The 25,239-nt window shown below is 53.1% G+C and carries 25 protein-coding genes; 13 read left to right on the top strand and 12 right to left on the bottom strand.

Translation table 11 applies throughout. The annotated features are described in order from the left end of the window. The first annotated feature begins 438 nt into the window (after window positions 1–438). The 6 genes from acnB to HV302_RS20315 all read left to right on the top strand — a co-directional run bounded on the left by acnB (window position 439) and on the right by HV302_RS20315 (window position 7,724). Complete coding sequence (gene acnB, locus HV302_RS20340; protein ID WP_016151723.1) at window positions 439–3,036, top strand: bifunctional aconitate hydratase 2/2-methylisocitrate dehydratase; 2,598 nt, start codon at window positions 439–441, stop codon at window positions 3,034–3,036. Window positions 3,037–3,210: 174 nt separating this feature from the next. After that, the gene (gene yacL / locus HV302_RS20335; RefSeq protein ID WP_016151724.1) at window positions 3,211–3,573 is read left to right on the top strand and encodes a protein YacL; all 363 of its coding nucleotides are present in this window, start codon (window positions 3,211–3,213) and stop codon (window positions 3,571–3,573) included. A gap of 179 nt (window positions 3,574–3,752) precedes the next feature. Then, window positions 3,753–4,706, top strand: a complete 954-nt coding sequence (locus HV302_RS20330; protein ID WP_016151725.1) for a 2-keto-3-deoxygluconate permease 1 — start codon at window positions 3,753–3,755, stop codon at window positions 4,704–4,706. Next, window positions 4,703–5,974, top strand: coding sequence for a D-threonate kinase (gene dtnK / locus HV302_RS20325; protein WP_049042707.1), 1,272 nt, complete (start codon window positions 4,703–4,705; stop codon window positions 5,972–5,974). The genes HV302_RS20330 and dtnK overlap by 4 nt, the downstream gene beginning before the upstream one ends. Beyond that, window positions 5,964–6,947 (top strand): D-threonate 4-phosphate dehydrogenase, encoded by a 984-nt coding sequence (locus HV302_RS20320; protein ID WP_080859362.1) that lies wholly within the window; start codon window positions 5,964–5,966, stop codon window positions 6,945–6,947. Before dtnK ends, HV302_RS20320 begins: the two co-directional genes overlap by 11 nt. A gap of 9 nt (window positions 6,948–6,956) precedes the next feature. Then, window positions 6,957–7,724 carry a DeoR/GlpR family DNA-binding transcription regulator gene (locus HV302_RS20315; protein ID WP_016151728.1) on the top strand — a complete coding sequence of 256 codons (768 nt, stop codon included), beginning with the start codon at window positions 6,957–6,959 and terminating at the stop codon, window positions 7,722–7,724. Between the two features lie 30 nt (window positions 7,725–7,754). Here HV302_RS20315 and HV302_RS20310 read toward each other — a convergent pair whose 3' ends face one another. Continuing rightward, a complete protein-coding gene (locus tag HV302_RS20310; protein ID WP_003018667.1) occupies window positions 7,755–8,102 on the bottom strand; it encodes a YacC family pilotin-like protein in 348 nt (115 codons plus the stop codon). Between the two features lie 153 nt (window positions 8,103–8,255). Here HV302_RS20310 and cueO point away from each other — a divergent pair, with 153 nt between their 5' ends. After that, complete coding sequence (gene cueO, locus HV302_RS20305) at window positions 8,256–9,872, top strand: multicopper oxidase CueO (RefSeq protein ID WP_181626507.1); 1,617 nt, start codon at window positions 8,256–8,258, stop codon at window positions 9,870–9,872. A gap of 121 nt (window positions 9,873–9,993) precedes the next feature. Continuing rightward, the gene (locus HV302_RS20300) at window positions 9,994–10,515 is read left to right on the top strand and encodes a hypothetical protein (protein ID WP_016155709.1); all 522 of its coding nucleotides are present in this window, start codon (window positions 9,994–9,996) and stop codon (window positions 10,513–10,515) included. Window positions 10,516–10,549: 34 nt separating this feature from the next. Here HV302_RS20300 and HV302_RS20295 read toward each other — a convergent pair whose 3' ends face one another. Continuing rightward, a complete protein-coding gene (locus tag HV302_RS20295) occupies window positions 10,550–12,940 on the bottom strand; it encodes a glucose/quinate/shikimate family membrane-bound PQQ-dependent dehydrogenase (RefSeq protein WP_191212328.1) in 2,391 nt (796 codons plus the stop codon). A 203-nt stretch (window positions 12,941–13,143) separates the two neighbouring features. Here HV302_RS20295 and hpt point away from each other — a divergent pair, with 203 nt between their 5' ends. Beyond that, complete coding sequence (hpt, locus tag HV302_RS20290; RefSeq protein ID WP_016151732.1) at window positions 13,144–13,680, top strand: hypoxanthine phosphoribosyltransferase; 537 nt, start codon at window positions 13,144–13,146, stop codon at window positions 13,678–13,680. Window positions 13,681–13,750: 70 nt separating this feature from the next. Here hpt and can read toward each other — a convergent pair whose 3' ends face one another. Further along, complete coding sequence (gene can / locus HV302_RS20285; protein WP_016151733.1) at window positions 13,751–14,440, bottom strand: carbonate dehydratase; 690 nt, start codon at window positions 14,438–14,440, stop codon at window positions 13,751–13,753. Window positions 14,441–14,541: 101 nt separating this feature from the next. On the opposite strand from can, the gene HV302_RS20280 reads away from it, so the two are divergent. The 4 genes from HV302_RS20280 (at window position 14,542) to HV302_RS20265 (ending at window position 18,070) form a co-directional block, all read left to right on the top strand. Further along, on the top strand, window positions 14,542–15,468 hold the full coding sequence (locus HV302_RS20280; protein ID WP_016155710.1) for an ABC transporter ATP-binding protein: 927 nt from the start codon (window positions 14,542–14,544) through the stop codon (window positions 15,466–15,468). Next, on the top strand, window positions 15,465–16,235 hold the full coding sequence (locus HV302_RS20275) for an ABC transporter permease (protein WP_003829467.1): 771 nt from the start codon (window positions 15,465–15,467) through the stop codon (window positions 16,233–16,235). Before HV302_RS20280 ends, HV302_RS20275 begins: the two co-directional genes overlap by 4 nt. A 103-nt stretch (window positions 16,236–16,338) precedes the next feature. Continuing rightward, window positions 16,339–16,779 carry a PTS sugar transporter subunit IIA gene (locus HV302_RS20270; protein WP_016151735.1) on the top strand — a complete coding sequence of 147 codons (441 nt, stop codon included), beginning with the start codon at window positions 16,339–16,341 and terminating at the stop codon, window positions 16,777–16,779. Window positions 16,780–16,840: 61 nt separating this feature from the next. Further along, window positions 16,841–18,070: a polysaccharide deacetylase family protein gene (locus HV302_RS20265; RefSeq protein ID WP_016151736.1), complete on the top strand. Its 1,230-nt coding sequence runs from the start codon at window positions 16,841–16,843 to the stop codon at window positions 18,068–18,070. A 6-nt stretch (window positions 18,071–18,076) separates the two neighbouring features. Here the strand turns inward: HV302_RS20265 and panD are convergent, their stop codons facing one another. The 9 genes from panD to thpR all read right to left on the bottom strand — a co-directional run bounded on the left by panD (window position 18,077) and on the right by thpR (window position 25,237). Further along, window positions 18,077–18,457 (bottom strand): aspartate 1-decarboxylase, encoded by a 381-nt coding sequence (gene panD, locus HV302_RS20260; protein WP_000621526.1) that lies wholly within the window; start codon window positions 18,455–18,457, stop codon window positions 18,077–18,079. Window positions 18,458–18,552: 95 nt separating this feature from the next. Next, complete coding sequence (gene panC / locus HV302_RS20255) at window positions 18,553–19,407, bottom strand: pantoate--beta-alanine ligase (protein WP_016151737.1); 855 nt, start codon at window positions 19,405–19,407, stop codon at window positions 18,553–18,555. A gap of 125 nt (window positions 19,408–19,532) precedes the next feature. Then, window positions 19,533–20,324, bottom strand: coding sequence for a 3-methyl-2-oxobutanoate hydroxymethyltransferase (gene panB / locus HV302_RS20250; protein ID WP_094760753.1), 792 nt, complete (start codon window positions 20,322–20,324; stop codon window positions 19,533–19,535). A 120-nt stretch (window positions 20,325–20,444) separates the two neighbouring features. Further along, entirely contained in the window at window positions 20,445–20,924 is a 480-nt protein-coding gene (gene folK, locus HV302_RS20245; protein WP_016151739.1) for a 2-amino-4-hydroxy-6-hydroxymethyldihydropteridine diphosphokinase, read from the bottom strand. Next, window positions 20,921–22,315: a polynucleotide adenylyltransferase PcnB gene (gene pcnB, locus HV302_RS20240; RefSeq protein WP_203457720.1), complete on the bottom strand. Its 1,395-nt coding sequence runs from the start codon at window positions 22,313–22,315 to the stop codon at window positions 20,921–20,923. Before pcnB ends, folK begins: the two co-directional genes overlap by 4 nt. A gap of 71 nt (window positions 22,316–22,386) precedes the next feature. Continuing rightward, window positions 22,387–23,283 carry a tRNA glutamyl-Q(34) synthetase GluQRS gene (gluQRS, locus tag HV302_RS20235; protein ID WP_181626506.1) on the bottom strand — a complete coding sequence of 299 codons (897 nt, stop codon included), beginning with the start codon at window positions 23,281–23,283 and terminating at the stop codon, window positions 22,387–22,389. 70 nt (window positions 23,284–23,353) lie between these two features. After that, window positions 23,354–23,809 (bottom strand): RNA polymerase-binding protein DksA, encoded by a 456-nt coding sequence (dksA, locus tag HV302_RS20230; RefSeq protein ID WP_003018625.1) that lies wholly within the window; start codon window positions 23,807–23,809, stop codon window positions 23,354–23,356. Window positions 23,810–23,986: 177 nt separating this feature from the next. Then, window positions 23,987–24,691: a DNA/RNA nuclease SfsA gene (gene sfsA / locus HV302_RS20225; RefSeq protein WP_131347696.1), complete on the bottom strand. Its 705-nt coding sequence runs from the start codon at window positions 24,689–24,691 to the stop codon at window positions 23,987–23,989. A gap of 15 nt (window positions 24,692–24,706) precedes the next feature. Next, on the bottom strand, window positions 24,707–25,237 hold the full coding sequence (gene thpR / locus HV302_RS20220; protein ID WP_016155716.1) for an RNA 2',3'-cyclic phosphodiesterase: 531 nt from the start codon (window positions 25,235–25,237) through the stop codon (window positions 24,707–24,709). Window positions 25,238–25,239 lie beyond the last annotated feature (2 nt).

Genomic DNA, 25,239 nt, shown 5'->3' with positions numbered 1-25,239 from the left:
CCAACGAGACAAGCGCTGTGCCGTGAGGCGTTCTGTTGCCGCGAGTATTATTCACCCGTGTTAGATAGTTTTGACTTTTATTGGGGATTCACCCGACAGGTCCGGAAAAAGAGTGTGAAGATTTATTACACAATTATATCTGATGGCTGAAAAATCGCTGGAATATTCAGCATGTCGCGCTTGAAAATCAACCATTTCACATCGTTTTTAGGGAACCCAAATTACGCCCCGCCTTGTCGCTACACCATTCTTAACGATTCAGCCAATTTTTTATGTTGCTTTTTTGTAAACGGATTAACACTTAATGAAAATCCTGTTATTGTGCCTTACGCGGTACCGGGCATTTACCCTACTAACTACTGTCTCACAGGAGCGTGAAGAGAATCGCCCATCTACAAAAGCGCCGCATTATGACAATGAGAGCGAGGAGATATCGTCGTGCTAGAAGAATACCGTAAGCACGTAGCTGAGCGTGCTGCCCAGGGGATTGTGCCAAAACCGTTAGACGCAACCCAAATGGCCGCACTTGTCGAGCTGCTGAAGACCCCGCCTGTGGGCGAAGAAGAATTCCTGTTAGACCTGTTGATCAACCGCGTTCCTCCTGGCGTAGATGAAGCCGCTTATGTTAAAGCGGGTTTTCTCGCTGCCGTCGCGAAAGGCGACACCACCTCCCCGCTGGTGACTCCAGAAAAAGCCATTGAACTGCTGGGCACCATGCAGGGTGGTTACAACATTCATCCGCTGATCGACGCGCTTGACGACGCAAAACTGGCGCCGATTGCCGCCAAAGCGCTCTCTTCAACGCTGCTGATGTTCGATAACTTCTACGATGTAGAAGAAAAAGCCAAAGCGGGCAACGAATATGCGAAGCAGGTAATGCAGTCCTGGGCCGATGCCGAATGGTTCCTGAACCGTCCAGCTCTGGCTGAAAAAATCACCGTTACCGTGTTTAAAGTGACGGGTGAAACTAACACCGATGACCTCTCTCCGGCACCGGACGCATGGTCTCGCCCGGATATCCCTCTGCACGCGCTGGCGATGCTGAAAAACGCCCGTGAAGGTATCGAACCGGACCAGCCGGGCGCGGTAGGTCCGATCAAACAGATTGAAGAACTGCAGAAAAAAGGCTACCCGCTGGCTTATGTGGGTGACGTTGTTGGTACCGGCTCTTCGCGTAAATCTGCCACCAACTCCGTACTGTGGTTCATGGGCGATGATATCCCTCATGTACCGAACAAGCGCGGCGGCGGTCTGTGTCTCGGCGGCAAAATTGCACCGATCTTCTTCAATACCATGGAAGATGCGGGCGCACTGCCAATCGAAGTGGACGTTTCGAACATGAACATGGGCGACGTGATTGACGTTTACCCATTCAAAGGAGAAGTGCGTAACCACGAAACCGGCGAATTGCTGGCAAGCTTTGAGCTGAAAACTGATGTGCTGATCGACGAAGTGCGCGCTGGTGGCCGTATTCCGCTGATCATCGGTCGTGGCCTGACTACCAAAGCGCGCGAAGCGCTGGGACTGCCGCACAGCGACGTATTCCGTCAGGCGAAAGACGTGGCGGAAAGCAGCCGCGGTTTCTCTCTGGCGCAGAAAATGGTGGGCCGCGCCTGCGGTGTGAAAGGTATCCGTCCGGGCGCGTACTGCGAACCGAAGATGACCTCTGTGGGTTCTCAGGATACCACCGGCCCGATGACCCGTGATGAACTGAAAGACCTGGCGTGCCTGGGCTTCTCTGCTGACCTGGTGATGCAGTCCTTCTGTCACACTGCCGCGTATCCGAAGCCGGTTGACGTGACCACGCACCACACTCTGCCGGACTTCATCATGAACCGTGGCGGCGTGTCGCTGCGTCCGGGCGATGGCGTAATCCACTCCTGGCTGAACCGCATGCTGTTGCCGGATACCGTCGGCACCGGCGGTGACTCCCATACTCGTTTCCCGATTGGCATCTCCTTCCCGGCGGGTTCTGGCCTGGTGGCGTTTGCTGCTGCGACCGGCGTGATGCCGCTGGATATGCCGGAATCCGTTCTGGTGCGTTTCAAAGGCAAAATGCAGCCGGGGATTACCCTGCGCGATCTGGTACACGCCATTCCGCTGTACGCGATCAAACAGGGTCTGCTGACCGTTGAGAAGAAAGGTAAGAAAAACATCTTCTCTGGCCGCATCCTCGAAATCGAAGGTCTGCCGGATCTGAAAGTGGAGCAGGCGTTCGAACTGACCGATGCCTCCGCTGAACGTTCCGCTGCCGGTTGTACCATCAAACTGAACAAAGAGCCGATCGTTGAGTATCTGAACTCTAACATCGTTCTGCTGAAGTGGATGATCGCTGAAGGTTACGGCGATCGCCGTACGCTGGAGCGTCGTGTGCAGGGGATGGAAAAATGGCTGGCGGATCCGCAATTGCTGGAAGCCGACGCTGACGCAGAATACGCGGCGGTGATCGACATCGATCTGGCGGATATCAAAGAGCCAATCCTGTGTGCACCGAACGATCCGGACGACGCGCGTCTGCTGTCTGACGTGCAGGGCGAGAAGATCGATGAAGTCTTCATCGGCTCCTGCATGACCAACATCGGCCACTTCCGTGCGGCGGGTAAACTGCTGGATGCACACAAAGGCCAGTTGCCGACGCGTCTGTGGGTGGCTCCGCCAACCCGTATGGATGCGGCGCAGCTGACCGAAGAAGGCTACTACAGCGTGTTTGGTAAGAGCGGTGCGCGTATTGAGATCCCTGGCTGTTCGCTGTGCATGGGTAACCAGGCGCGTGTGGCTGACGGCGCAACGGTGGTTTCGACCTCTACCCGTAACTTCCCGAACCGTTTAGGTACCGGGGCGAACGTCTACCTGGCTTCTGCGGAGCTGGCGGCGGTTGCGGCGCTGATTGGCAAACTGCCGACGGCGGAAGAATATCAGACCTATGTGGCGCAGGTTGATAAGACGGCGGTGGATACTTACCGTTATCTGAACTTCGACCAGTTGTCTCAGTATACTGAGAAAGCCGATGGTGTGATTTTCCAGACCGCGGTGTAATACGCAAACGCGATTTGTGTAAAAACGCATCAATGCCCGGAGAAGTCTGCTTCTCCGGGCATTTTTATTTCTATTCCTTATACCCGCTACGCTTTTTTTCTGCCGCGCTGCTGCGATAATTACAGCAAGGCGCAATGCGGTATTGGCGCATTGCCAGGAGCAGAGGAAGACATTATGGATTACGAATTTCTGCGCGATATTACCGGAGTGGTAAAAGTGCGTATGTCCATGGGCCACGAGGTGGTGGGGCACTGGTTTAACGAAGAAGTGAAAGAGAACCTGGCCTTACTTGATGAAGTGGAACAGGCGGCGCATGCGGTGAAGGGCAGTGAGCGCTCCTGGCAGCGAGCAGGGCATGAATACACGCTCTGGCTGGATGGTGAAGAGGTGATGGTGCGCGCCAATCAGCTGGAATTCTCCGGAGATGAAATGGAAGAGGGGATGAGCTACTACGACGAAGAGAGCTTTTCACTTTGCGGCGTAGAGGACTTTCTTCAAGTCGTGGCGGCGTACCGCGAGTTTGTACAACAATCCTGAGATATTTCAGATATCAATGAAACCGGGTGAGACGAACCCGGTTTTTTTTCATTGAAATGATTATTTGATTTTTATTAATCATTTTAAAACTGTGATCTGCCGCATTTGCGATCTGTTTTTGATTGAATATAATCGTTATGATTTTATTTAATCACAACACAACAACAGGCGGGAAGACCATGAACATCAAGAAGGCAATAGAACGCGTACCCGGCGGCATGATGGTAGTGCCGTTGGTTATCGGTGCCATTATCAACACTTTTGCCCCGCAGGCGTTGCAGATCGGTGGATTCACCACGGCTTTATTTAAAAATGGTGCGGCTCCTTTGATCGGCGCGTTCCTGCTCTGCATGGGGGCGGGAATTAGTGTAAAGGCGGCACCACAGGCTTTGTTACAAGGCGGTACGATTACGCTGACGAAATTGCTGGTCGCAATCGCGATTGGTCTCGGGGTTGAACACCTGTTTGGTGCAGAAGGCATCTTTGGCTTGAGCGGTGTCGCCATTATTGCGGCAATGAGTAACTCCAATGGCGGGCTTTATGCGGCGCTGGTTGGGGAATTTGGCAACGAACGTGATGTCGGTGCGATTTCTATTCTGTCTTTGAATGACGGACCTTTCTTTACCATGATTGCACTGGGTGCTGCGGGTATGGCAAACATTCCTGTCATGGCGCTGGTGGCAGTTCTGGTACCGTTGGCGGTAGGTATGATCCTCGGTAACCTCGATGCCAATATGCGTGACTTCCTGACCAAAGGCGGTCCGTTGCTCATTCCTTTCTTTGCGTTTGCACTTGGGGCTGGCATTAATCTGGAAATGCTGCTGCAGGGTGGTCTGGCAGGCATTCTGCTTGGCGTGCTGACCACCTTTGTTGGCGGCTTCTTTAACATTCGTGCCGATCGTCTGGTAGGCGGAAGTGGTATTGCTGGCGCCGCTGCATCCAGTACAGCGGGGAACGCCGTCGCGACGCCGCTGGCGATAGCACAAGCCGATCCATCGTTGGCAGAGGTTGCCGCTGCGGCTGCGCCGTTGATTGCTGCGTCGGTAATTACCACCGCTATTCTGACGCCAATTCTTACGTCGTGGGTGGCGAAAAAACAGGCGCGTCAGGCGGTGCAGGAGAAGAAAGCATGAAAATGATCGTTATCGCCGATGATTTTACGGGGTCTAACGATACCGGCGTACAGTTGGCGAAAAAAGGCGCACGCACTGAGGTCATGCTTACATCGGCACAGAAGCCTTCTCGTCGCGTCGATGTTCTGGTCATCAACACGGAAAGTCGGGCGATGCCTGCAATGCAGGCCGCAGCAGCTGTACAACAGGCGTTAGCGCCATGGTGTGAAGAAGCAATAAAACCGCTGGTGTACAAAAAAATCGACTCGACATTCCGTGGCAACGTAGGGGCTGAAGTTACTGCTGCCATGCACACAGCTGGTCGGACGCAGGCCGTTATTGCGGCGGCGATTCCTGCCGCCGGGCGTACCACACTGGATGGATTATGCCTGGTTCATGGCGTACCGCTGTTGGAGACGGAATTCGCCAGCGATCCGAAAACGCCAATTCTCTCTTCACGTATTGCTGAACTGGTCGCGTTACAAAGCGATATCCCGGTACATGAGGTGTCGCTAGCGGATGTGCGTCGGGGAAGCTTGAGTGCGTTGCTGAGCGGATTCGCGACAGCAGGTGAATGTATGGTGGTGGTGGATGCGCAAGAGGAACGAGATCTCGCGTTGATTGCTCAGGCGGTCTGTGAGCAAAAACAGATGCCACTACTGGTCGGGGCGGCGGGGCTTGCCAATGCGCTACCGGCCGGAACGTTTATGCAAGAAAAGCAGGAATTGCCGGTGTTGGTTGTTGCGGGCTCAATGAGCGAAGCAACGCGACGTCAGGTGGAAAAGGCCTTGTGTCAGGACCGGGCAAAGGTGGTGGACGTTGATGCCGCACGCCTGGCAGGGTCAGCATTCGAGCAGGAAATGGCCTCCGTTATTGAGCAGGCTTGTGGGCTGTTGAGCCAACAACACCACACGATCCTGCGCACCAGTCGGCGTGCTGAAGACCGGGATATGATCGACGCGCTGTGTCGTAACGTGGAAATGAGCCGACAACAACTAGGAGAATTGCTGAGCCAGCGTCTCGGAGTGATAACGCTGCGCATTATTGAACAGGCACGTATCGGCGGCTTGTTCCTGACCGGAGGTGATATTGCCACGGCGGTCGCCAGTGCGTTGGGAGCCGAAGGGTATCGCATTCAAAGTGAGGTTGCCCCCTGTATTCCGTGTGGAACGTTTGTGAATAGCGAGATTGATGACTTGCCTGTGATTACCAAAGCGGGCGGATTCGGTTCTGACACGACCCTTTGTGATGCGCTGTATTTTATTGAGGAGATGTACCGTGGTAACTAAAACAATTGCGATTACGATGGGAGATCCGGCGGGGATTGGTCCGGAAATTATTGTTAAAGCGCTACGCGAGGATGAGCTTAACGGTGCGCCGTTAGTGGTGGTTGGGTGCCTGAAAACGCTGCATCGATTGCAGGCCCAGGGGTTGGCCGAAGGGGTGACATTTCGCGCTATTGAACAGGTCGCCGATGCCCGATTTACACCAGATACGATTCATGTGATTGATGAACCGTTGGCACAACCCGATGAACTTGTTCCGGGAACCGTACAGGCGCAGGCGGGCGATCTGGCCTATCGCTGTGTGAAACGCGCGACGGAACTGGCAATGAAGGGCGATGTACATGCGATTGCGACCGCGCCGTTGAACAAAGAAGCATTGCATCTTGGTGGACACAATTATCCCGGACATACAGAACTGCTGGCAACGCTGACGGAAAGTCGTGATTACGCAATGGTGCTGTACACAGACAAACTGAAAGTCATCCATGTTTCCACGCATATCGCTCTGCGCAAATTCCTCGATACGCTCAATGGGCAACGTGTCGAAACGGTGATTGGCATTGCCGATACCTTCCTGAAGCGCGTAGGCTTTGCGCATCCGCGTATTGCCGTTGCGGGAGTGAACCCACATGCCGGTGAGAATGGCCTGTTTGGCGATGAGGAAATCCGTATTGTCGGGCCTGCGATTGAGAATATGAAGGCGAAGGGGATGGATGTTTACGGTCCGTGCCCACCGGATACCGTGTTTTTACAGGCTTATGAAGGCCAGTATGACATGGTCGTGGCGATGTACCACGACCAGGGACATATCCCACTGAAGTTGCTCGGTTTTTATGATGGCGTAAATATCACAGCAGGTTTGCCGTTCATTCGTACTTCTGCCGATCATGGTACGGCATTTGATATCGCCTGGACGGGAAAAGCAAAATCTGAGAGCATGGCCGTATCGATCAAACTGGCAATGCAACTGGCGTAATTTACTGTTATGAAAGGGCAACACCGTCTGGATAAGATAGTGGCGTATTTGAAAAATCATACGCTGGTTACCGTGGAACAATTGGTTGATGCGGTTGACGCTTCACCAGCGACGATCAGACGCGATCTCATTAAGCTGGATGAACAGGGTGTGATCAGCCGTAGCCACGGCGGTGTTGCGTTACGACGCTTTGAAGCGGCGCAGCCGACCACGAACGAAAAGCAACTGCGTTCGCGTGCTGAGAAACGGGCGATTGCGCGTTTTGCCGCCTCAATGGTGCGCGCGGGCGATGCCGTGGTGCTTGACGCCGGTACCACGATGCTGGAATTGGCAAAATGTTTGACGCATTTGCCGCTGCGCGTCATTACCGTTGATCTACACATTGCCCTGTTTTTGTCAGAATTTCGCCAGATAGAGGTGACGATCGTCGGTGGGCGCATCGATGACAGTAGCCAGTCCTGTATTGGTGAGTTTGGCCGGAAAATGTTGCGCAGCGTCTATCCTGATATCGCTTTTATGAGCTGTAACACCTGGAGTATGGAAAAGGGCGTAACCACGCCCACGGAAGACAAAGCGGGATTAAAGCAGGAAATTATTGCTAATGCTCAACGCAAGGTATTACTGGCGGATAGCAGTAAGTACGGCGCGCATTCGTTATTTAACGTCGCGCCGCTCAGCCGCTTTACCGATGTTGTTACCGATGTGAATTTAGCGCCAAACGCGCAGGCTGAATTAAAAGCGCAATCCGTTGCCCTCACGCTGGTTCAGCCAGAGTAACGGTAATATCAACCGTGGTCGTGCCGGAGATTATTTTACGTAAGCCAACAGGCTCAGGGAGTCACGTGCCAGCGCTTTGCATTTCTTGGCCGTTGGGATGCCAATACCGCTGAGGTCGCGGTAGCTGTCTTCACCCAACGCTTTCATATTGAAGGTGTCGTAATTGCTCAGGTCCCACTGGTTTTGCTGGGCAAAAAAGACCAGTGCGCGACGAATCTGCCCATTTGGCAAATTCTGGTATCCACAGTCATTTTTCAGAAAAACAAAAACTGCCGTTAAATCGGCCATATCTTCGGCTTCGGACTCACTAAGCGCGTAGCTGTTTGCGCATACGGCCATCAGGCTGCCGAACAAAACGGTTCTGAAAAACGTCTTCATTGCTTCTACCACTGCATCACGGAATTTAAACGTTAGCACACTGCGAGCGAAGCGACGACCTTTATTATTAGCCGTTTACTTGACCTTCCCGTAAGGGGAGGGCTTATGCTTAAAAGATAGCCTGCTTAAGCTGCTGAATATAAGGAAGTGATTATGCAACGTCGTGACTTTTTAAAGTACTCCGTGGCGCTGGGCGTCGCGTCAGCGTTACCTCTGTGGAGCCGGAGCGTATTTGCTGCAGACCGTCCCGCATTACCCATTCCAGACCTGTTAACCGCAGATGCCTCTAACCGTATGCAGCTGATCGTGCAAGCCGGACAGTCGAGTTTTGCCGGTAAAACAGCCACGACCTGGGGATATAACGGTAGTTTGCTCGGGCCGGCGGTCAAGCTGAGTAAAGGGCAATCGGTGACGGTGGATATCCATAACCAGCTTGCCGAAGAGACGACGTTGCACTGGCACGGGCTGGAAATCCCCGGTGAAGTCGACGGTGGCCCGCAAGGTATTATTCCGGCGGGTGGGAAACGTTCTGTGACCTTCACACCGGATCAGCGCGCGGCAACCTGCTGGTTCCACCCGCATCAGCATGGGAAGACCGGTCATCAGGTGGCGATGGGCCTGGCCGGACTGGTGCTGATTGAAGATGAAGAGATTCGCAAGCTGCTACTGCCTAAGCAGTGGGGCATTGATGATGTGCCGGTGATTATTCAGGATAAACAGTTCTCTGCTGATGGTCAGGTTAACTATCAACTGGACATCATGACCGCTGCCGTCGGCTGGTTTGGCGATACGCTGCTGACCAATGGGGCGATTTATCCTCAGCATGCTGCACCGCGCGGTTGGCTGCGCCTGCGTCTGCTAAATGGTTGTAACGCACGCTCACTGAATATCGCGGCCAGCGACAATCGTCCTTTGTACGTTATTGCCAGCGACGGCGGACTGTTGGCGGAGCCAGTAAAAGTGACCGAACTTCCTATGCTGATGGGCGAACGCTTTGAAGTGCTGGTGGATGTGAGCGACGGTAAAGCGTTTGATCTGGTCACTCTGCCTGTGGGTCAGATGGGCATGGCGATTGCGCCATTTGATAAGCCGCATCCGGTGATGCGCGTTCAGCCGCTGCTGATTACCGCTTCCGGCACGCTGCCGGATACGCTGACATCCATGCCGGCGCTGCCATCGCTTGAGGGGCTGACGGTGCGCAAACTGCAATTATCGATGGACCCAATGCTCGACATGATGGGCATGCAAATGTTGATGAAGAAGTACGGCGCTCAGGCTATGGCGGGTATGGATCATGGCAAGATGATGGGCCATATGAATAATGACAATATGGGCCACGGGAACATGAAGCATGGCAATATGAACCACGGTGCGATGGGGAATATGCAGCATGGCGACATGGGCAACATGAAGCATGGAACATTCGATTTCCATAATGCCAACCGGATTAATGGTCAGGCGTTTGATATGAATAAACCGATGTTTGCCGCGGCGAAAGGTCAACACGAACGCTGGGTGATTTCCGGTCAGGGCGACATGATGCTGCATCCGTTCCACATTCACGGCACGCAGTTCCGTATTCTGTCTGAAAATGGCAAAGCGCCTGCTGCGCACCGCGCGGGATGGAAAGATACGGTGCGGGTAGAGGGCGGCGTGAGCGAGGTGCTGGTGAAATTTGACCACGACGCGCCAAAGGAACATGCCTATATGGCGCACTGTCATTTGTTAGAGCATGAGGATACCGGGATGATGCTCGGTTTTACCGTATAAACAGCGGCGGATAGCGGTGGCGCTATCCGCTAAATGTTTATTTCAAAAACGGATTATTACTTTATCGTCGAGTAAAAGCATTCATATACTGATGAGGTTAATCACTCATCACGAGGTATTCATGACCCTTTTGCGTAAAGTACTGACGGCATCTTTTATTATGCTTCTGGCGGTTTCGGCACAGGCTGCGATGAAGATGGAACGTCAACAGATTTCAAAACTGAATTTAAGTCTCGAAATTCCGCAGACGCTCACGCCAATGCCGGACGAAATGGCAAAAATCAAATACCCTTCTGAAAACCGTCCACAGGTGATTTACGGTGACGAACGCGGTAAAGCGTCTCTAGGTATTACCGCCGGGCGCAACGCGTTGCCTGCCGCTCAGTTGGATATGGCAAAGGATGCGACACTGAAGATGCTGACCAACTTCAAGCCGCAGGCGGAACCTGTCACGGTTGATGGACATAAAGCGTGGCTGATTACTTTCCGTTCTCAAGCGCCGGATACTGAAATTCTCAATATGCTGCTGATTACCTCGCAAAACGAGAAAGCGGTGCAGGTCTCCTTCAATATGACCAAAGATCTTGTGGCTCAGTATCAGGAAGCCGCAAAAGCGTCGTTACTGTCACTGAAGTTTGAATAAAAAAACGCCCGCTGATTAGCGGGCGTTTTCCATTTTACTTCGCGTCGTCCGGCAACGCGTATGCCACGATATAATCGCCCATCTTGGTGCCAAATGAGCCGTGGCCCCCGGCGGATATCACCACATATTGCTTACCGTTAACTTCATACGTCATCGGCGTTGCCTGGCCGCCTGCCGGAAGCCGACCCTGCCACAGTTTTTCACCGTTGCTCATGTTGTATGCGCGCAGATAGTTATCGGCAGTCGCGGCTATAAACAGCACGTTACCCGCGGTGGAGATAGGTCCACCCAGCATCGGCATCCCCATATTGAACGGCACCGGAACCGGCATTGGGAATGGCATGCTGTCCTGTGGCGTGCCAATGCGTTTTTTCCACACCACTTGATTGGTTTTCAGATCTACGGCGGAAATGTAGCCCCATGCTGGCTGCTTACACGGCAGGCCAAATGGTGAAAGGAATGGATTAAGCGTTACGCCGAACGGTACGCCGTACTGCGGCTGAATACCGGACTCCGTGCCAGTACCTTTGGCATCTTTCGGCGGCTCCATCGGATTGCCGGGACCGCGTGGGATCAGCTTAGAAACGAACGGCAGCGCCATCGGGTTGGCAATGGCTACCTGACGGTTGGGATCAACGGAAATACCGCCCCATTCGAACATGCCGAGGTTACCCGGGAACACCAGAGTGCCTTGCTCTGAAGGCGGGGTAAAAATGCCTTCATAGCGCAGCTGGTGGAACATTACGCGGCACACCAACTGGTCAAACATGGTTGCGCCCCACATATCCGCACCACTGAGATCTTTTTGCGGACGGAAACTGAGATCGGAGAACGGCTGGGTTTTGCTGACATAATCACCTTTGGCTGCACCTTGCGGCACCGGTTTTTCCGGGGCAGGCACCACCAGTTCACCATTACGGCGGTCGAGCACAAAGATATTACCGGTTTTTGCCGGGGCATAAATGACCGGAATTTTCTCTCCATTGACGTTGATATCCGCCAGGGTTGGCTGCGCCGGTAAGTCCATATCCCACAGATCGTGGTGAACGGTCTGATAGCTCCAGGCCAATTTCCCGGTCGTGGCATTTAACGCCAGAATGGCGCTGGCGTAACGTTCCTGTTCCGGTGTGCGGTTACCGCCCCAGATATCCGGCGTGGTAACGCCCATGGGTAGATACACCAGATCCAGCTTCGCGTCGTAGGCCGCAGGCGCCCAGGAGTTGGGTGAATTAAAGGTGAAGGTATGTTCATCTGACGGGATGAAATTAGGATCCTTGGCTCCGGGATCAAACGCCCATAGAAGCTTGCCGTTATTGACGTCAAAACCACGTATCACCCCAGATGTTTCGCGGGTTGAGTAGTTATCGGTTACCGACCCGGCAATAACGATAGTTTTATCGGTGATTATCGGGGGAGACGTCGGTTCGTACAGGCCCGGTGAGGTATCCGGCATATTGGTCTGCAGATTCAAAATACCTTTATTGGCGAAGGTTTCGCACAGCTTGCCGGTCTCGGCATTCAAGGCAAACAGTCGACCATCATTGACCGGCAAAAGGATGCGGCGCGGACAGTCGGCCATCACCTCTGCAGAAGCCGTATCCGGTTTGGCTTCATGATAAGAAACGCCGCGACAGGTTACGTGCTGGAAGCTGGTATTGGTATTGAGTTGGGGATCGAAATGCCACTTCTCTTTACCGCTGGCCGCATCCAGGGCGAACAGCCGCTGATGGGCGGTACACAGATAAAGAGTATCCCCCACTTTTATTGGCGTGACTTCATTGGTGATTTCACCGGGATCGTTGGGTTGTTTTAAATCCCCGGTACGAAATACCCAAGCTTCTTTCAACTGATGAACGTTGTCAGCGTTAATTTGTTTTAACAGTGAGTAGCGTTGACCTTCCTGATTGCGACCGTAAGCCGGCCAATCCTCGTCGGCAACCGCTGAGATTGCATCGGCCTGAGAGGTATCTGCACTCAGCGTGCCGTGAACCTCTTGTGGATCGTTGAAGCCAGCCCAGGTCAGGATACCGCCGCTAATCAGCAGGGCCACCACCAGCGCCGCTACTGCGCCACTGGAAGGGATAATCAGGCGATGCCAGACGAAAGGCAGGATAAGCCAGATACCAAAGAAGACCAGGATGTCGCTACGCGGCGTCAGCGCCCAGAAATCAAAGCCGACTTCCCAGACGCCCCAAATCATGGTGGCGAGAAGCAGGGCGGCATACAGCCAAAGGGCGGATCGGTTACTGCGCCACAGCAGGAGAGCCACACCGAGCATGGCAAGGCCCGCGATCGGGTAATACCAGGAGCCACCGATGGCGACCAGCCAGCCTCCACCAATCAGGAGATATAGTCCACAAAGTGCCGCAAACAGGGCGCTCAGGGTCACGATAAGCCGTTGAGAACGTACGTTGTTATTTGCCATAAAAAATACCATCACAGGTGTTATTTCTTTAATAGCAGTTAATTATAGGAGCTAAAACGCGTGATAAACGTCACATTATGAACTTTATCAACAGATGCCGCGTATGAATGCTTTTGCTGGTATACTGCGTGCCTTGCGCTTAGATGCTGACTTATTAAAAGTTAGCATTGAGTGATTTGTTTTTAAATCATATGGTTAGAGATATGAAACATACTGTTGAAGTCATGATCCCGGAAGCGGAGATCAAAGCGCGTATTGCTGAACTGGGACGTCAGATTAACGAACGTTACAAGGACAGCGGCAGCGATATGGTGCTGGTTGGTCTGTTACGCGGCTCATTTATGTTTATGGCCGACCTGTGCCGTGAAGTGCATGTCTCCCACGAAGTCGATTTCATGACTGCTTCCAGCTATGGCAGCGGAATGTCCACCACGCGCGATGTTAAAATCCTGAAAGACCTGGATGAAGACATTCGTGGCAAGGACGTGCTGATTGTCGAAGACATCATCGACTCCGGTAACACGTTGTCCAAAGTGCGTGAGATTCTGAGCCTGCGCGAGCCGAAATCCCTGGCTATTTGTACGCTGCTGGACAAACCTACCCGTCGTGAAGTGGATGTTCCGGTTGAGTTTATCGGATTCTCTATCCCAGATGAGTTTGTTGTCGGCTATGGCATTGACTATGCCCAGCGTTATCGCCATTTGCCGTACGTTGGCAAAGTGGTGCTGCTGGACGAGTAATGTCGGGAGCGCCTGATGGCGCTTTGCTTATTCGGCCTGCACGATACTTCCCCGCAGGCCGAAAAGCGACTTAAGCGTCGCTGCCGCTTGTTGGTATCTGCTTGTGATTGGTATGTTTCTGGCTGAGGTTAGACAGCCCCTGGCGATAGCGCTGCTCCAGCGTCTCGCGACTGGTGGCGGTGACGTCCAGATCGCGCAGCAGGCCATCATGAATACCGTAAGCCCAGCCGTGAATGGTAACTTTCTGACCGCGCTTCCAGGCTGAACGCATGATGGTTGAGTGGCCCAAGTTGTAGACCTGCTCCATTACATTCAGTTCGCACAAGGTGTCAATGCGACGTTCCTGCGGCATTTCGCCCAGCAGTGAACTGTGTTTAAACCAGATATCGCGAATATGCAGTAACCAGTTATCAATCAACCCCTGTTCTTTATTTTCAATAGCCGCCTGTACGCCACCACATCCATAGTGGCCGCAAATAATAATATGTTCCACTTCCAGCACATCCACCGCATACTGAACCACTGAGAGACAGTTCAGGTCGGTGTGAATAACCAGATTGGCAACATTACGGTGAACAAATAATTCACCCGGCTCAAGACCGGTTAAACGTTCTGCGGGAACGCGACTGTCGGAACATCCAATCCATAAAAAGCGCGGATTTTGTGCGTGAGTCAGCGTTTCAAAAAATCCGGGATCCTCTTCTACCAGCATCTTTGACCATAGCGCGTTGTTGCTGATGAGTGTATCTATGTCTTTCATGGAGGCTGTAACCAATTGAATTGCGTTGCGCTAATATAGGTTAACTCCTGATTTATTAAAACCAAATATCAAGCATTAGAATGTAAGGTAAGTAAAAAACCATGACCATTGCTCTGGAACTTCAACAACTTAAAAAAACCTATCCCGGTGGCGTTCAGGCGTTACGCGGAATAGATTTGCAAGTCGAAGCGGGGGATTTTTATGCGCTTTTGGGACCGAATGGCGCAGGCAAGTCCACCACCATCGGGATAATCAGCTCGCTGGTGAATAAAACCTCTGGGCGGGTGAGCGTCTTCGGATACGATCTTGAAAAAGATACCGTTAATGCGAAACGCCAGCTTGGTCTGGTACCGCAGGAGTTTAACTTTAACCCGTTTGAAACCGTGCAGCAGATCGTAGTCAACCAGGCGGGTTATTACGGCGTTGAGTATAAAGAGGCGGTCAAACGCAGCGAATTATATTTAAAGCAGCTCGATTTATGGGAAAAACGTAACGAGCGCGCGCGCATGCTCTCCGGCGGGATGAAACGCCGTCTGATGATTGCCCGCGCACTAATGCACGAGCCTAAATTACTCATCCTTGATGAACCGACGGCGGGGGTCGACATTGAGCTGCGTCGTTCAATGTGGGGTTTTTTAAAGGATTTAAACGACAAAGGCACCACGATTATTCTGACCACTCACTATCTCGAAGAAGCGGAAATGCTGTGTCGCAACATCGGCATTATTCAGCATGGCGAGCTGGTGGAAAACACCTCGATGAAGAGCCTGCTCTCTAAGCTGAAATCCGAGACCTTTATTCTCGATCTGGCGCCGAAAAGCCCGCTGCCAAAACTGGAGGGCTATCATTACCGGCTGGTGGATACCTCCACGCTGGAAGTGGAAGTCCTGCGTGAACAGGGGGTAAACAGCGTGTTCTCACAGCTGAGCGCCCAGGGCATTCAGGTATTGAGTATGCGAAACAAAGCGAACCGACTGGAAGAACTGTTTGTTTCTCTGGTGCATGAAAAACAAGGAGATCGCGCATGATGCAGCTTTATTGGGTTGCGCTGAAAAGCATCTGGGCGAAAGAGATCCACCGCTTTATGCGTATCTGGGTCCAGACTCTGGTTCCTCCCGTCATTACTATGACGCTCTATTTTATTATCTTTGGTAACCTGATCGGCTCGCGTATCGGCGAAATGCATGGTTTTAGCTACATGCAGTTTATCGTGCCAGGGCTGATTATGATGGCGGTAATTACCAACTCGTACGCCAACGTGGCATCGTCATTCTTCAGCGCCAAGTTTCAACGCAACATTGAAGAGTTACTGGTCGCTCCGGTACCGACGCACGTGATCATCGCCGGTTTTGTTGGCGGCGGCGTGGCGCGTGGCCTGTGCGTAGGGATCCTGGTAACAGCGATTTCGCTGTTCTTCGTGCCGTTCCAGGTGCATTCCTGGGTCTTTGTGGCGCTTACGCTGGTGTTAACAGCGGTGCTGTTTTCGCTGGCCGGTCTGTTGAACGCGGTTTTCGCTAAAACCTTTGACGATATCAGCCTGATCCCAACCTTCGTGCTGACTCCGCTGACCTATCTGGGCGGCGTTTTCTATTCGTTAACGTTGCTGCCGCCGTTCTGGCAGGGACTGTCCCATCTGAACCCGATTGTCTACATGATTAGCGGTTTCCGTTACGGCTTCCTGGGGATCCACGATGTTCCGCTGGTCACGACCTTTGGCGTGCTGGTGGTGTTTATCGCGGCGTTTTATTTGCTGTGCTGGTACCTGATTCAGCGCGGACGCGGCCTGCGCAGCTAAGTCTTTCTTCCTCTCCTTGCCCGGGAGAGGAAGACTTTTGATGCTTATCACCATTACGGATTTATCACCCTGATAAACTACTTGCCTGCTAAGGAGGTAGGCAATGCTAGGTTGGGTAATTACCTGTCATGATGATAAGGCACAGGATATGCTGCATCGTCTGGAGAAAAAGTACGGCCCGTTGGTTCAATGCCAGGCGGTGAGTTTTTGGCGTGGGCTTAGCTCGAATATGCTAAGTCGCATGATGTGCCATGCCCTGCATGCTACAGACTCTGGCGAGGGTGTGATATTCCTGACGGATATGGCCGGGGCCGCGCCTTACCGCGTGGCTTCGTTAATGAGCCATAAACATCCCCAGTGTGAAGTGATTTCAGGTATCAGTTATCCATTGCTTGAGCGAATGCTTTCGTCGCGGGAATCGATGAGCAGTTCTGCGTTTCGTGATAGCATCGTTGCGCTTGGCGGGCCCGAAGTCTCTAGCCTCTGGCATCAACAACAGAAAAATCCCCCCTTCGTGTTGAAGCATGATTTGTATGAGTATTAATCATTGGTATTGATGGCGCTTTTGCTACAATAGCCGGGGTTTCTCGCCTCGGTTATCTCATATGGTGATGCGCGTTCTGCTTGTTTTATTGCTCCTGTTTTCTGGCAGCATAGCTGCGGCTTTGCCTGCTCGCTACATGCAAACCACCGAAGCAGCCGCCGTGTGGGCGCAGATTGGCAACAAGATGGTGACGGTAGGAAATATTCGCGCCGGGCAGATCCTTGCCGTTGAGCCAATTGCGGCAGACTATTACGAATTTACCTTTGGTTTTGGTACCGGGTTTATTGATAAGGGGCATCTGGAGCCTGTGCAGGGGCGGCAGAAAGTTGATGATGGTCTGGGCGATCTCAATAAACCCCTCAGCAACCAAAGCCTGATCACCTGGAAAGATACGCCGGTTTATAACGCTCCGGATGTTGGTAGCGCCCCGTTTGGCGTGCTGGCGGATAATCTGCGTTATCCGGTTATCAGCAAGCTTAAAGACCGTCTCAACCAAACCTGGTACCAGATCCGTATTGGCGGCAGACTGGCCTATATCAGCGCTCTGGATGCGCAGGAAGACAACGGTATCCCGGTGTTAACCTATCACCATATTCTGCGCGATGAAGAGAATACCCGTTTTCGCCACACCTCCACGACAACCTCCGTACGCGCCTTCAGCAACCAGATGGCCTGGCTACAGGACCGCGGCTACACCACGTTGACGATGTACCAACTGGAAGGCTATGTTCGCAACAATATGAATCTCCCGGCGCGGGCGGTGGTGCTGACTTTTGATGATGGTCTGAAGTCGGTGAGTCGTTATGCTTACCCGATTCTGAAGCAGCACGGCATGAAGGCAACGGCGTTTATTATCTCCTCACGTATCAAGCGCCACCCGCAGAAGTGGGATCCGAAATCACTGCAGTTTATGAGCATCGCGGAACTGAATGAGATTAGGGACGTGTTCGACTTCCAGTCGCATACCCATTTTTTACATCGGGTTGATGCGAATCACCGGCCAATCCTGCTGAGTCGCAGCTATCACAATATTCTGTTTGATTTTGCCCGTTCGCGTCGGGCGTTGTCTCAGTTTAACCCTCACGTTCTTTATCTTTCTTACCCGTTTGGCGGCTATAACGCCACCGCAGTAAAAGCGGCAGGCGACGCGGGATTCCACATGGCGGTCACCACGGTGAGAGGGAAGGTTAAACCGGGGGATAATCCGTTCTTATTGAAAAGACTTTATATTTTAAGAACGGATTCGCTGGAGACGATGTCGCGGCTGATAAGTAATCAGCCGCAGGGGTAAGGGCTGTCAGGCAACCTGTACCGGAATGGCTTTCGCGGTGCGCTTCATTTCGTTGTCGCCTTCAAAGTAGGCCACTTTCGGGCGCCAGGTGCGGGCTTCTTCATCAGACATGGTGACGAAGCTGGCGATAATCACAATGTCGCCGACTTCAGCACAGTGTGCCGCTGCGCCGTTCACCGAGATGATTCTGGAGCCGCGTTCAGCCGCAATCGCATAGGTTGAGAAACGTTTACCGTTGGTCACGTTCCAGATATCAATAGCTTCGTTTTCCAGAATACCAGAGGCATCGAGAAAATCCTGGTCGATGGCGCAGGAGCCTTCGTAGTGCAGGTCCGCCTGCGTGACTTTGACGCGGTGGAGCTTGCCTTGCAGCATGGTGCGAATCATAACTTCTATACCCTGTCGTTTACCTTGGCTAAGCAGGCGCTACTGGCCTGCTTTGAGAAATTCTCAGGCAGTATTGCCTGATTTTTAACCCCTGTCTACTGGGCTAATGTAACGCTTTGATTATCGATCAGACGTGCCTGACCCAGCCAGGCGGCGGCCAGAATCACCGCGCGTTTACTGGTTTCCGTCAGCTCCAGCAGCGTGTCGGCATCACGAATCTGAATATCGTCGGCACGGAAGCCTTTTTCATTCAGTTCCTGCTCGGCAATGGCAATAATCTCTTCCTGGTCACGATGGCCGGCAAGCAGCTTTTCAGCGATGCCGTTCATCACTTTGTGCAGACCCGGCGCAATTTTTCGCTGCTCTGCGGTCAGATAACCGTTACGTGAGCTAAGCGCCAGACCGTCTTTGGCGCGAATAATCGGCACGCCAACGATCTCAATGTCATAACCCAGATCCGCCACCATTTTGCGGATCAGTGCGAGCTGCTGGAAATCTTTCTCGCCAAAGCAGGCGATATCAGGCTGGATCAGGTTAAACAGCTTGCTGACGATAGTGGAAACGCCACGGAAGTGGCCTGGACGGCTGGCGCCTTCCAGCATGGTGGAGAGACCGGGAACTTCAACGAACGTCTGGCCTTCCAGACCCTGCGGGTAGATTTCCTCAACGGCTGGCGCAAAAACATAATCGACTTTACGCTTGTTCAGCTTTTCACAATCTTCCTGCAGCGTGCGCGGATAGCGCACCAGATCGTCCGGTCGGTCAAACTGCATCGGGTTGACGAAAATGCTGACGATCACCACATCAGCCCGCGCTTTTGCCTCATCGACCAGCTTCATATGGCCGTCGTGCAGGTTGCCCATGGTGGGAACCAGAGCGACGCGTTTGCCTTCCTGACGCAGACGACGAATATGCTGGCGCAGCAGCGGCAGGGTTTCAATGATTAACACGACAAGACTCCTTGAGTTGCCTGAGGAACCGTAGGCCGGATAAGGCGTTTACGCCGCCATCCGGCAACATGCAGCGAACCGCCTGATGGCGCTACGCTTTTCAGGCCGATATATGGCCTGAAAAATTAGTGGAAACTGTGTTCTTCGCCCGGATAAACGCCGGACTCCACTTCAGCCATATACTGCCGCACTGCGGCGCGCATGTCGCCTGCTTCATTGAGGAAATTCTTCGCAAATTTCGGGATGTGGCCACCGGTAATACCAAAGGCATCGTGCATGACGAGGATTTGTCCATCGGTGACGTTACCTGCGCCGATACCGATAACCGGAATCGACAGCGCTTCGGTGACACGCTTCGCCAGCTCAACCGGCACGCACTCCAGCACCAGCAACTGAGCGCCAGCGGCTTCTAAGGCCAGCGCGTCATCCAGCAATACCTGCCCGGCGTCGCCGCGGCCCTGAATTTTATAGCCGCCGAAAATATTCACCGACTGCGGTGTTAATCCCAGATGACCGCAAACCGGTACGGCGCGTTCGGTGAGCATTTTTACCGTATCCGCCAGCCAGGCGCCGCCTTCAATTTTGACCATATTAGCGCCCGCCCGCATCACCACCGCGGCGTTTTCAAATGCTTGTTCCGGCGTGGCGTAAGCCATAAATGGCAGGTCGGAGAGCAGCAGACAGTTGGGAGCGCCACGACGTACGGCACGAGTGTGGTAAGCAATATCTTCAACGGTGACCGGTAGGGTGGAGTCATGCCCCTGGATCGTCATGCCCAGCGAGTCGCCAACCAGCATCACATTAATGCCTTCGTCGGCAAATAACTTAGCAAAGCTGTAGTCGTAGGCTGTAATGGTCGCGAAGCGTTTTTTCTCTTGCTTGCATTTCTGCAGCAGTGAAATGGTGGTGGGTTTCATAACATTTCCTGATGATGAAAGTCATATTTATCGGCATTCTAACAGTCACATTCAGGGGGGCAATTGTTTTAAGCAACCGTTTGGCACTAAAGTAGTAAACGCTGAAGGGGAGAGGATACTTTACCAGTGTGCAGGTTTTGCGGCACCAAGATGGGTGAGGTGCTGATGCAGGCTGATACCCTCCGGGAAGATAAGCTCAGGTGCGATTTCAGCGAGCGGCCACAGCATAAAACCACGGTTTTTCATGTCGTAGTGCGGCACGGTCAGACGTTCGGTGTTAATCACTTCATCGCCAAACAGCATAATATCGAGGTCCAGAGTGCGCGGCCCCCAGCGTTCGGCTTTACGTACGCGTCCCTGTTGCAGCTCAATGCGTTGGGTATGATTAAGCAATTCTTCGGGAGCGAGAGTGGTTTCCAGCGCCACGGCAGCGTTCAGGTAATCTGGCTGATCCTGTGGGCCTAATGGCGGTGTGCGGTAAAAGGAGGAAACAGCGACGATACGGCTGTCGGGAATGTCGCCAATCGCTTTTACGGCAGCATTAACCTGCTCCAGAGGAGAGGCCAGATTACTGCCGAGAGCGATATAGGCGATGGTCACGCGGAACCTTCACGGCGCGGGGCGCGTTTACGCGGGCGACGATGACGACGGCGTTCTGGTTCTTCGTCGAGTTCGTTGAGCATGCCTTTTTGTTCCGGCGGTGCTGAAACCTGGAATTCTCCCCACCACTGCGCCAGACGCTGCAGTTCAGCGTTGTTTTCCACTTCGGCACGCAGGGCCAGCAGATCGTAAGCGGCGCGGAACTTCGGATGCTCCATCAGCTTCCAGGCGCGTTTGCCCTGGCGACGAGACATGCGTAGCTGCAACTGCCAGATATCACGGGTCAGCGAGGTCAGACGTTTCGGGATCGCCAGCGAGCGGCAGGCTTCATCCAGTACGTCGTTCATCGCCAGTGCGAAGGCATCGTAATAAGCCAGACCGCTTTCCTGGGCAATTTTCTGCGCAGCTTCCAGTAACGGATACCAGAACATGGCGGCGAACAAGAACGCCGGGTTAACGCGCATATCATTGTGGATGCGGTTATCGGTATTCTTCAGCACCTGAGCGATGATGCGTTCCATTGGGCTGTCACCGTCTTCGGTGAAATAGCGCGTAATGGTGGGGAACAGCGGCTGGAACAGGCTGTACTCACGCAGTTTTTTATAGGTTTCATACCCATAGCCCGCCTGTAACAGTTTGAGCGCTTCTTCAAACAGGCGTGCGGGGGGAATATCGTTAAGCAGTGTTGCCAGACGCGGGATTGGCTCAGCGGTTTCCGGGCTGATACGCATGTCGAGCTTGGCGGCAAAGCGCACGGCCCGCAGCATACGTACAGGGTCTTCGCGGTAGCGCGTTTCCGGATTACCGATCAGGCGAACGATGCCCTCTTCGAGATCCTGCATGCCACCAACGTAATCACGCACGGTGAAATCGGCCACGCTGTAATACAGGCTGTTAATTGTGAAGTCGCGACGCTGGGCATCTTCTTCGATGGAGCCGAAGATGTTGTCGCGCAGCAGCATACCGTTTTGTCCGCGCTGTGAGGTTGTGCGATCGGACTCGCTGCCTTCATGATGACCACGGAAAGTTGCCACTTCGATAATTTCCGGGCCAAACATGACATGGGCCAGACGGAAACGGCGACCAACCAGACGACAGTTACGAAACAGTTTTCGTACCTGATCTGGCGTGGCGTTAGTCGTGACATCAAAATCTTTCGGCTTTTTGCCCAGCAAAAGATCGCGTACGCCTCCGCCAACCAGCCATGCCTCGTATCCGGCCTTATTGAGCCTGTACATTACCTTCAGGGCATTTTCACTGATATCTTTGCGGGAGATAGAGTGCTGCTCACGCGGGATTACCGTCATGTGTGGACGGGCGACGGCGAGCTCGGCCTCGCGCTCCTCGCGGCTTAGCACCTTGCGGCAAAAATTAGCGACTCGGGTAAAAATAGTGCACCTCGGTAGTGTCAAACTTCAATCAGAACAAGTGTTGCTGTGTAAAAATAGCGGCTAATCATAGCTCAGCATGATGCATTTGAGAATGGCGGATTTACGATCGCCGATTCTGGCACCGCTGTCAGACTCCAGTTTTCAATGGCAAACGTGAGAATCTGATCCACGCGCATCTCCTGCCACGGGATATCGGAGTGCTGGCCGAGAAAGCGCAGCGCAGCAACAATCACCGGGCGTGGATCGCCTTGCGGCAGTGCAGGTGCATGATTTTGTTTTGAAAGTTTAGCGCCTTGTTCGTTGAGCGCCAGCGGCAGATGAATATAGTCCGGCGCTTGCCAGCCGAACTGTTGATACAACGAAATTTGCCGTATCGTCGGTTCGATAAGATCGGCACCGCGCACAATTTCCGTCACGCCCTGGAAGTGGTCGTCTACCACCACCGCGAGGTTATAGGCAAACAGCCCGTCGCGACGGTGAATAATAAAATCTTCCTTTGCAAGCCGCGGATCAGCCTGAATCACACCGCGCAGTTGGTCCTTAAACTGCATCACCGGATGGCGTTGCTTAATGCGGACCGCCGCCTGTTCAGGCCCGTGGCGTAGTTCACGGCAATGACCGTCGTAAATACCGCCGACGCTTTGAATACGCGCGCGCGTACAGGTGCAGTAATAGCTCAGATCCTGCTGATGCAGCCAGGCCAGCGCCTCGCGGTAGGCGTCATGACGCTGGGATTGCCATAAAATATCGCCATCCCAGTGCAGTCCGTAATGTTCCAGCTGACGCAGAATCGTGTCTGCAGCACCGGGAACTTCACGAGGGGGGTCAATATCTTCAATGCGTACCCGCCAGGTTCCGCGACGAGCACGGGCCTGCAGGTAACTCCCGAGGGCGGCAATCAGTGAACCAAAATGGAGTTCGCCAGAGGGGGAAGGGGCGAAGCGGCCAATATAATGTGAATCGCTCATTTTGCGGGCTAACAAATAATAAGGCGGGAGAAGCTCCCGCCTGTAGTAAACGTGGTAAAAATGACCGGAATTAACCTGCCATTTGTTTTTCGCGGATTTCTGCCAGCGTTTTACAGTCGATGCACAGATCGGCTGTCGGACGCGCTTCCAGACGGCGAATACCAATTTCTACGCCGCATGATTCGCAGTAGCCGAAATCTTCGTCTTCTACTTTCTTCAGCGTCTTCTCGATCTTTTTGATCAGTTTGCGTTCACGATCACGGTTACGCAGCTCAAGGCTGAATTCTTCTTCCTGTGCGGCGCGGTCCACCGGATCAGGGAAGTTAGCCGCTTCGTCTTGCATATGAGATACGGTGCGATCAACTTCATCCCTAAGTTGATTACGCCATGCCTCAAGAATACGCCTGAAGTGCGACAGCTGGGCTTCGTTCATATACTCTTCGCCCGGTTTCTCCTGGTACGGCTCCACCCCAGCGATGGCGAGAATACTCAGGGACGATGTTTTACGGTTTTGCCCTTCTTGCATGTTGCTTCTCCTTAACACGCACTATCGATCCCCATGTTCGGGGGAAAAATCAGGTCGCTATAAATAGCAGATGCTTTTCCGGATAGCAATTATCTAAACGTAACACTTGACAACCCTGTGAGGAAAAGCGTATTTGCCCACGCGCCCAGAATACTAATTAACCGAATGTTTACACCATTACAAGGTAATGGGCAACGGCTCTTTAAGAGTCATACCATGGGCAGAAAGTTCCGCTTTATAAACCAGAATTTCTACCCCCTTAAGCTGTGCTTCAACTAATAATTGCGCATATTTTGCATCGATATGGCGCGCGGGTGAAAACCGTGTAATGGCTGAATGCAACACCGCGAAAAATATCACCGCGCGCTTGCCTTCGGCCGCTACGCTCATCAATTCCCGAAGATGTTTCTGACCTCGTTCAGTGATGGCATCGGGAAAATAACCCTGATCTTTTTCCGCCAACGTGACTGATTTCACTTCAATATAGCAGTCAGGTCGGGAATCCGCCTGTAACAAAAAGTCGATGCGGCTCCCTTCGGCGCCGTATTTTACTTCACTTTTCAAGGTGCTGTAGTCTGAAACTTCCGAAATTAACGAACGCTGAATAGCCTCTTTCGTTAATCTATTGGCCCACAGCGTGTTAACACAAATAAGTGCACCGGATTGGGTTTGCGTTAATTCCCAGGTATGTGGATATTTTCGTTTGGTATTTTCTGATGTCGAATACCAGACAGTATCTCCCGGCGTTGCGCAGCCGGTCATAGCTCCCGTATTGGGGCAGTGTAGCGTTAACGTTGTGCCATCCGGTGTGATCACATCCGCTAAAAAACGCTTATAGCGCTGAATGAGCGTTGCAGGTTGTAAAGGTGGAAAAAATTGCATGAACAGTTCCTTTGATTATTCAGTCAGCGTCCAGCGTTGCAACTGCGTGTAACGCGTGCGTCCTCGCATGAATGAGGAGGAGTAAAGCCCAAACTCCGTTACCGGAAACGACCAGCCAAACCCTGGCGGAGGGATAGATACCGCGTGACCGGCGTCACGCAGCAGCGTGATATGCGGGTGAAAAGGCTGCGGGCTCTGGTGGCACCCACTGCGTGCGGCTTGTGCCCGCAACATGTTCGCCAACTGCAGCAGCCCGCGCGGCGGCTGACGCATTCCCAACCACACGACTCGCGAGCGCAGCCATTGCCCGGCATCGTCGAGTTTGAGCGTAAAACCCGGCTGGCGAATACGCCCTGCAAGCTGCGTTAACGCATGCTGCTTCTCAGCGCTGACGTCGCCCAAAAAGGCGAGCGTCAGATGCAGATTATCGGCGGCGACGGGACGACCCGCTTCAGGGGGGAACTGCGCGGCACGCCAGTGGATTAACTGCTCCCGAACCTCGCCAGGCAATTCAATCGCAAAGAACAGCCTTTTTGGCTCAGACATGA

Origin of the sequence: Citrobacter sp. RHBSTW-00859, from assembly GCF_013729795.1 — a bacterium.
GTDB classification, from domain to species: domain Bacteria; phylum Pseudomonadota; class Gammaproteobacteria; order Enterobacterales; family Enterobacteriaceae; genus Citrobacter; species Citrobacter braakii.
Note: the sequence above shows the minus strand (reverse complement) of the source record. Positions and strands in the feature narration are given on the sequence as shown.

Coding starts and splice junctions, on each gene's coding strand:
- yacL (WP_016151724.1), top strand. CDS start 3,211: ATGGATTACGAATTTCTGCGCGATATTACCGGAGTGGTAAAAGTGCGT.
- HV302_RS20330 (WP_016151725.1), top strand. CDS start 3,753: ATGAACATCAAGAAGGCAATAGAACGCGTACCCGGCGGCATGATGGTA.
- dtnK (WP_049042707.1), top strand. CDS start 4,703: ATGAAAATGATCGTTATCGCCGATGATTTTACGGGGTCTAACGATACC.
- HV302_RS20315 (WP_016151728.1), top strand. CDS start 6,957: ATGAAAGGGCAACACCGTCTGGATAAGATAGTGGCGTATTTGAAAAAT.
- HV302_RS20310 (WP_003018667.1), bottom strand. CDS start 8,102: ATGAAGACGTTTTTCAGAACCGTTTTGTTCGGCAGCCTGATGGCCGTA.
- cueO (WP_181626507.1), top strand. CDS start 8,256: ATGCAACGTCGTGACTTTTTAAAGTACTCCGTGGCGCTGGGCGTCGCG.
- HV302_RS20300 (WP_016155709.1), top strand. CDS start 9,994: ATGACCCTTTTGCGTAAAGTACTGACGGCATCTTTTATTATGCTTCTG.
- HV302_RS20295 (WP_191212328.1), bottom strand. CDS start 12,940: ATGGCAAATAACAACGTACGTTCTCAACGGCTTATCGTGACCCTGAGC.
- hpt (WP_016151732.1), top strand. CDS start 13,144: ATGAAACATACTGTTGAAGTCATGATCCCGGAAGCGGAGATCAAAGCG.
- can (WP_016151733.1), bottom strand. CDS start 14,440: ATGAAAGACATAGATACACTCATCAGCAACAACGCGCTATGGTCAAAG.
- HV302_RS20280 (WP_016155710.1), top strand. CDS start 14,542: ATGACCATTGCTCTGGAACTTCAACAACTTAAAAAAACCTATCCCGGT.
- HV302_RS20275 (WP_003829467.1), top strand. CDS start 15,465: ATGATGCAGCTTTATTGGGTTGCGCTGAAAAGCATCTGGGCGAAAGAG.
- HV302_RS20270 (WP_016151735.1), top strand. CDS start 16,339: ATGCTAGGTTGGGTAATTACCTGTCATGATGATAAGGCACAGGATATG.
- HV302_RS20265 (WP_016151736.1), top strand. CDS start 16,841: ATGGTGATGCGCGTTCTGCTTGTTTTATTGCTCCTGTTTTCTGGCAGC.
- panD (WP_000621526.1), bottom strand. CDS start 18,457: ATGATTCGCACCATGCTGCAAGGCAAGCTCCACCGCGTCAAAGTCACG.
- panB (WP_094760753.1), bottom strand. CDS start 20,324: ATGAAACCCACCACCATTTCACTGCTGCAGAAATGCAAGCAAGAGAAA.
- gluQRS (WP_181626506.1), bottom strand. CDS start 23,283: ATGAGCGATTCACATTATATTGGCCGCTTCGCCCCTTCCCCCTCTGGC.
- dksA (WP_003018625.1), bottom strand. CDS start 23,809: ATGCAAGAAGGGCAAAACCGTAAAACATCGTCCCTGAGTATTCTCGCC.
- sfsA (WP_131347696.1), bottom strand. CDS start 24,691: ATGCAATTTTTTCCACCTTTACAACCTGCAACGCTCATTCAGCGCTAT.
- thpR (WP_016155716.1), bottom strand. CDS start 25,237: ATGTCTGAGCCAAAAAGGCTGTTCTTTGCGATTGAATTGCCTGGCGAG.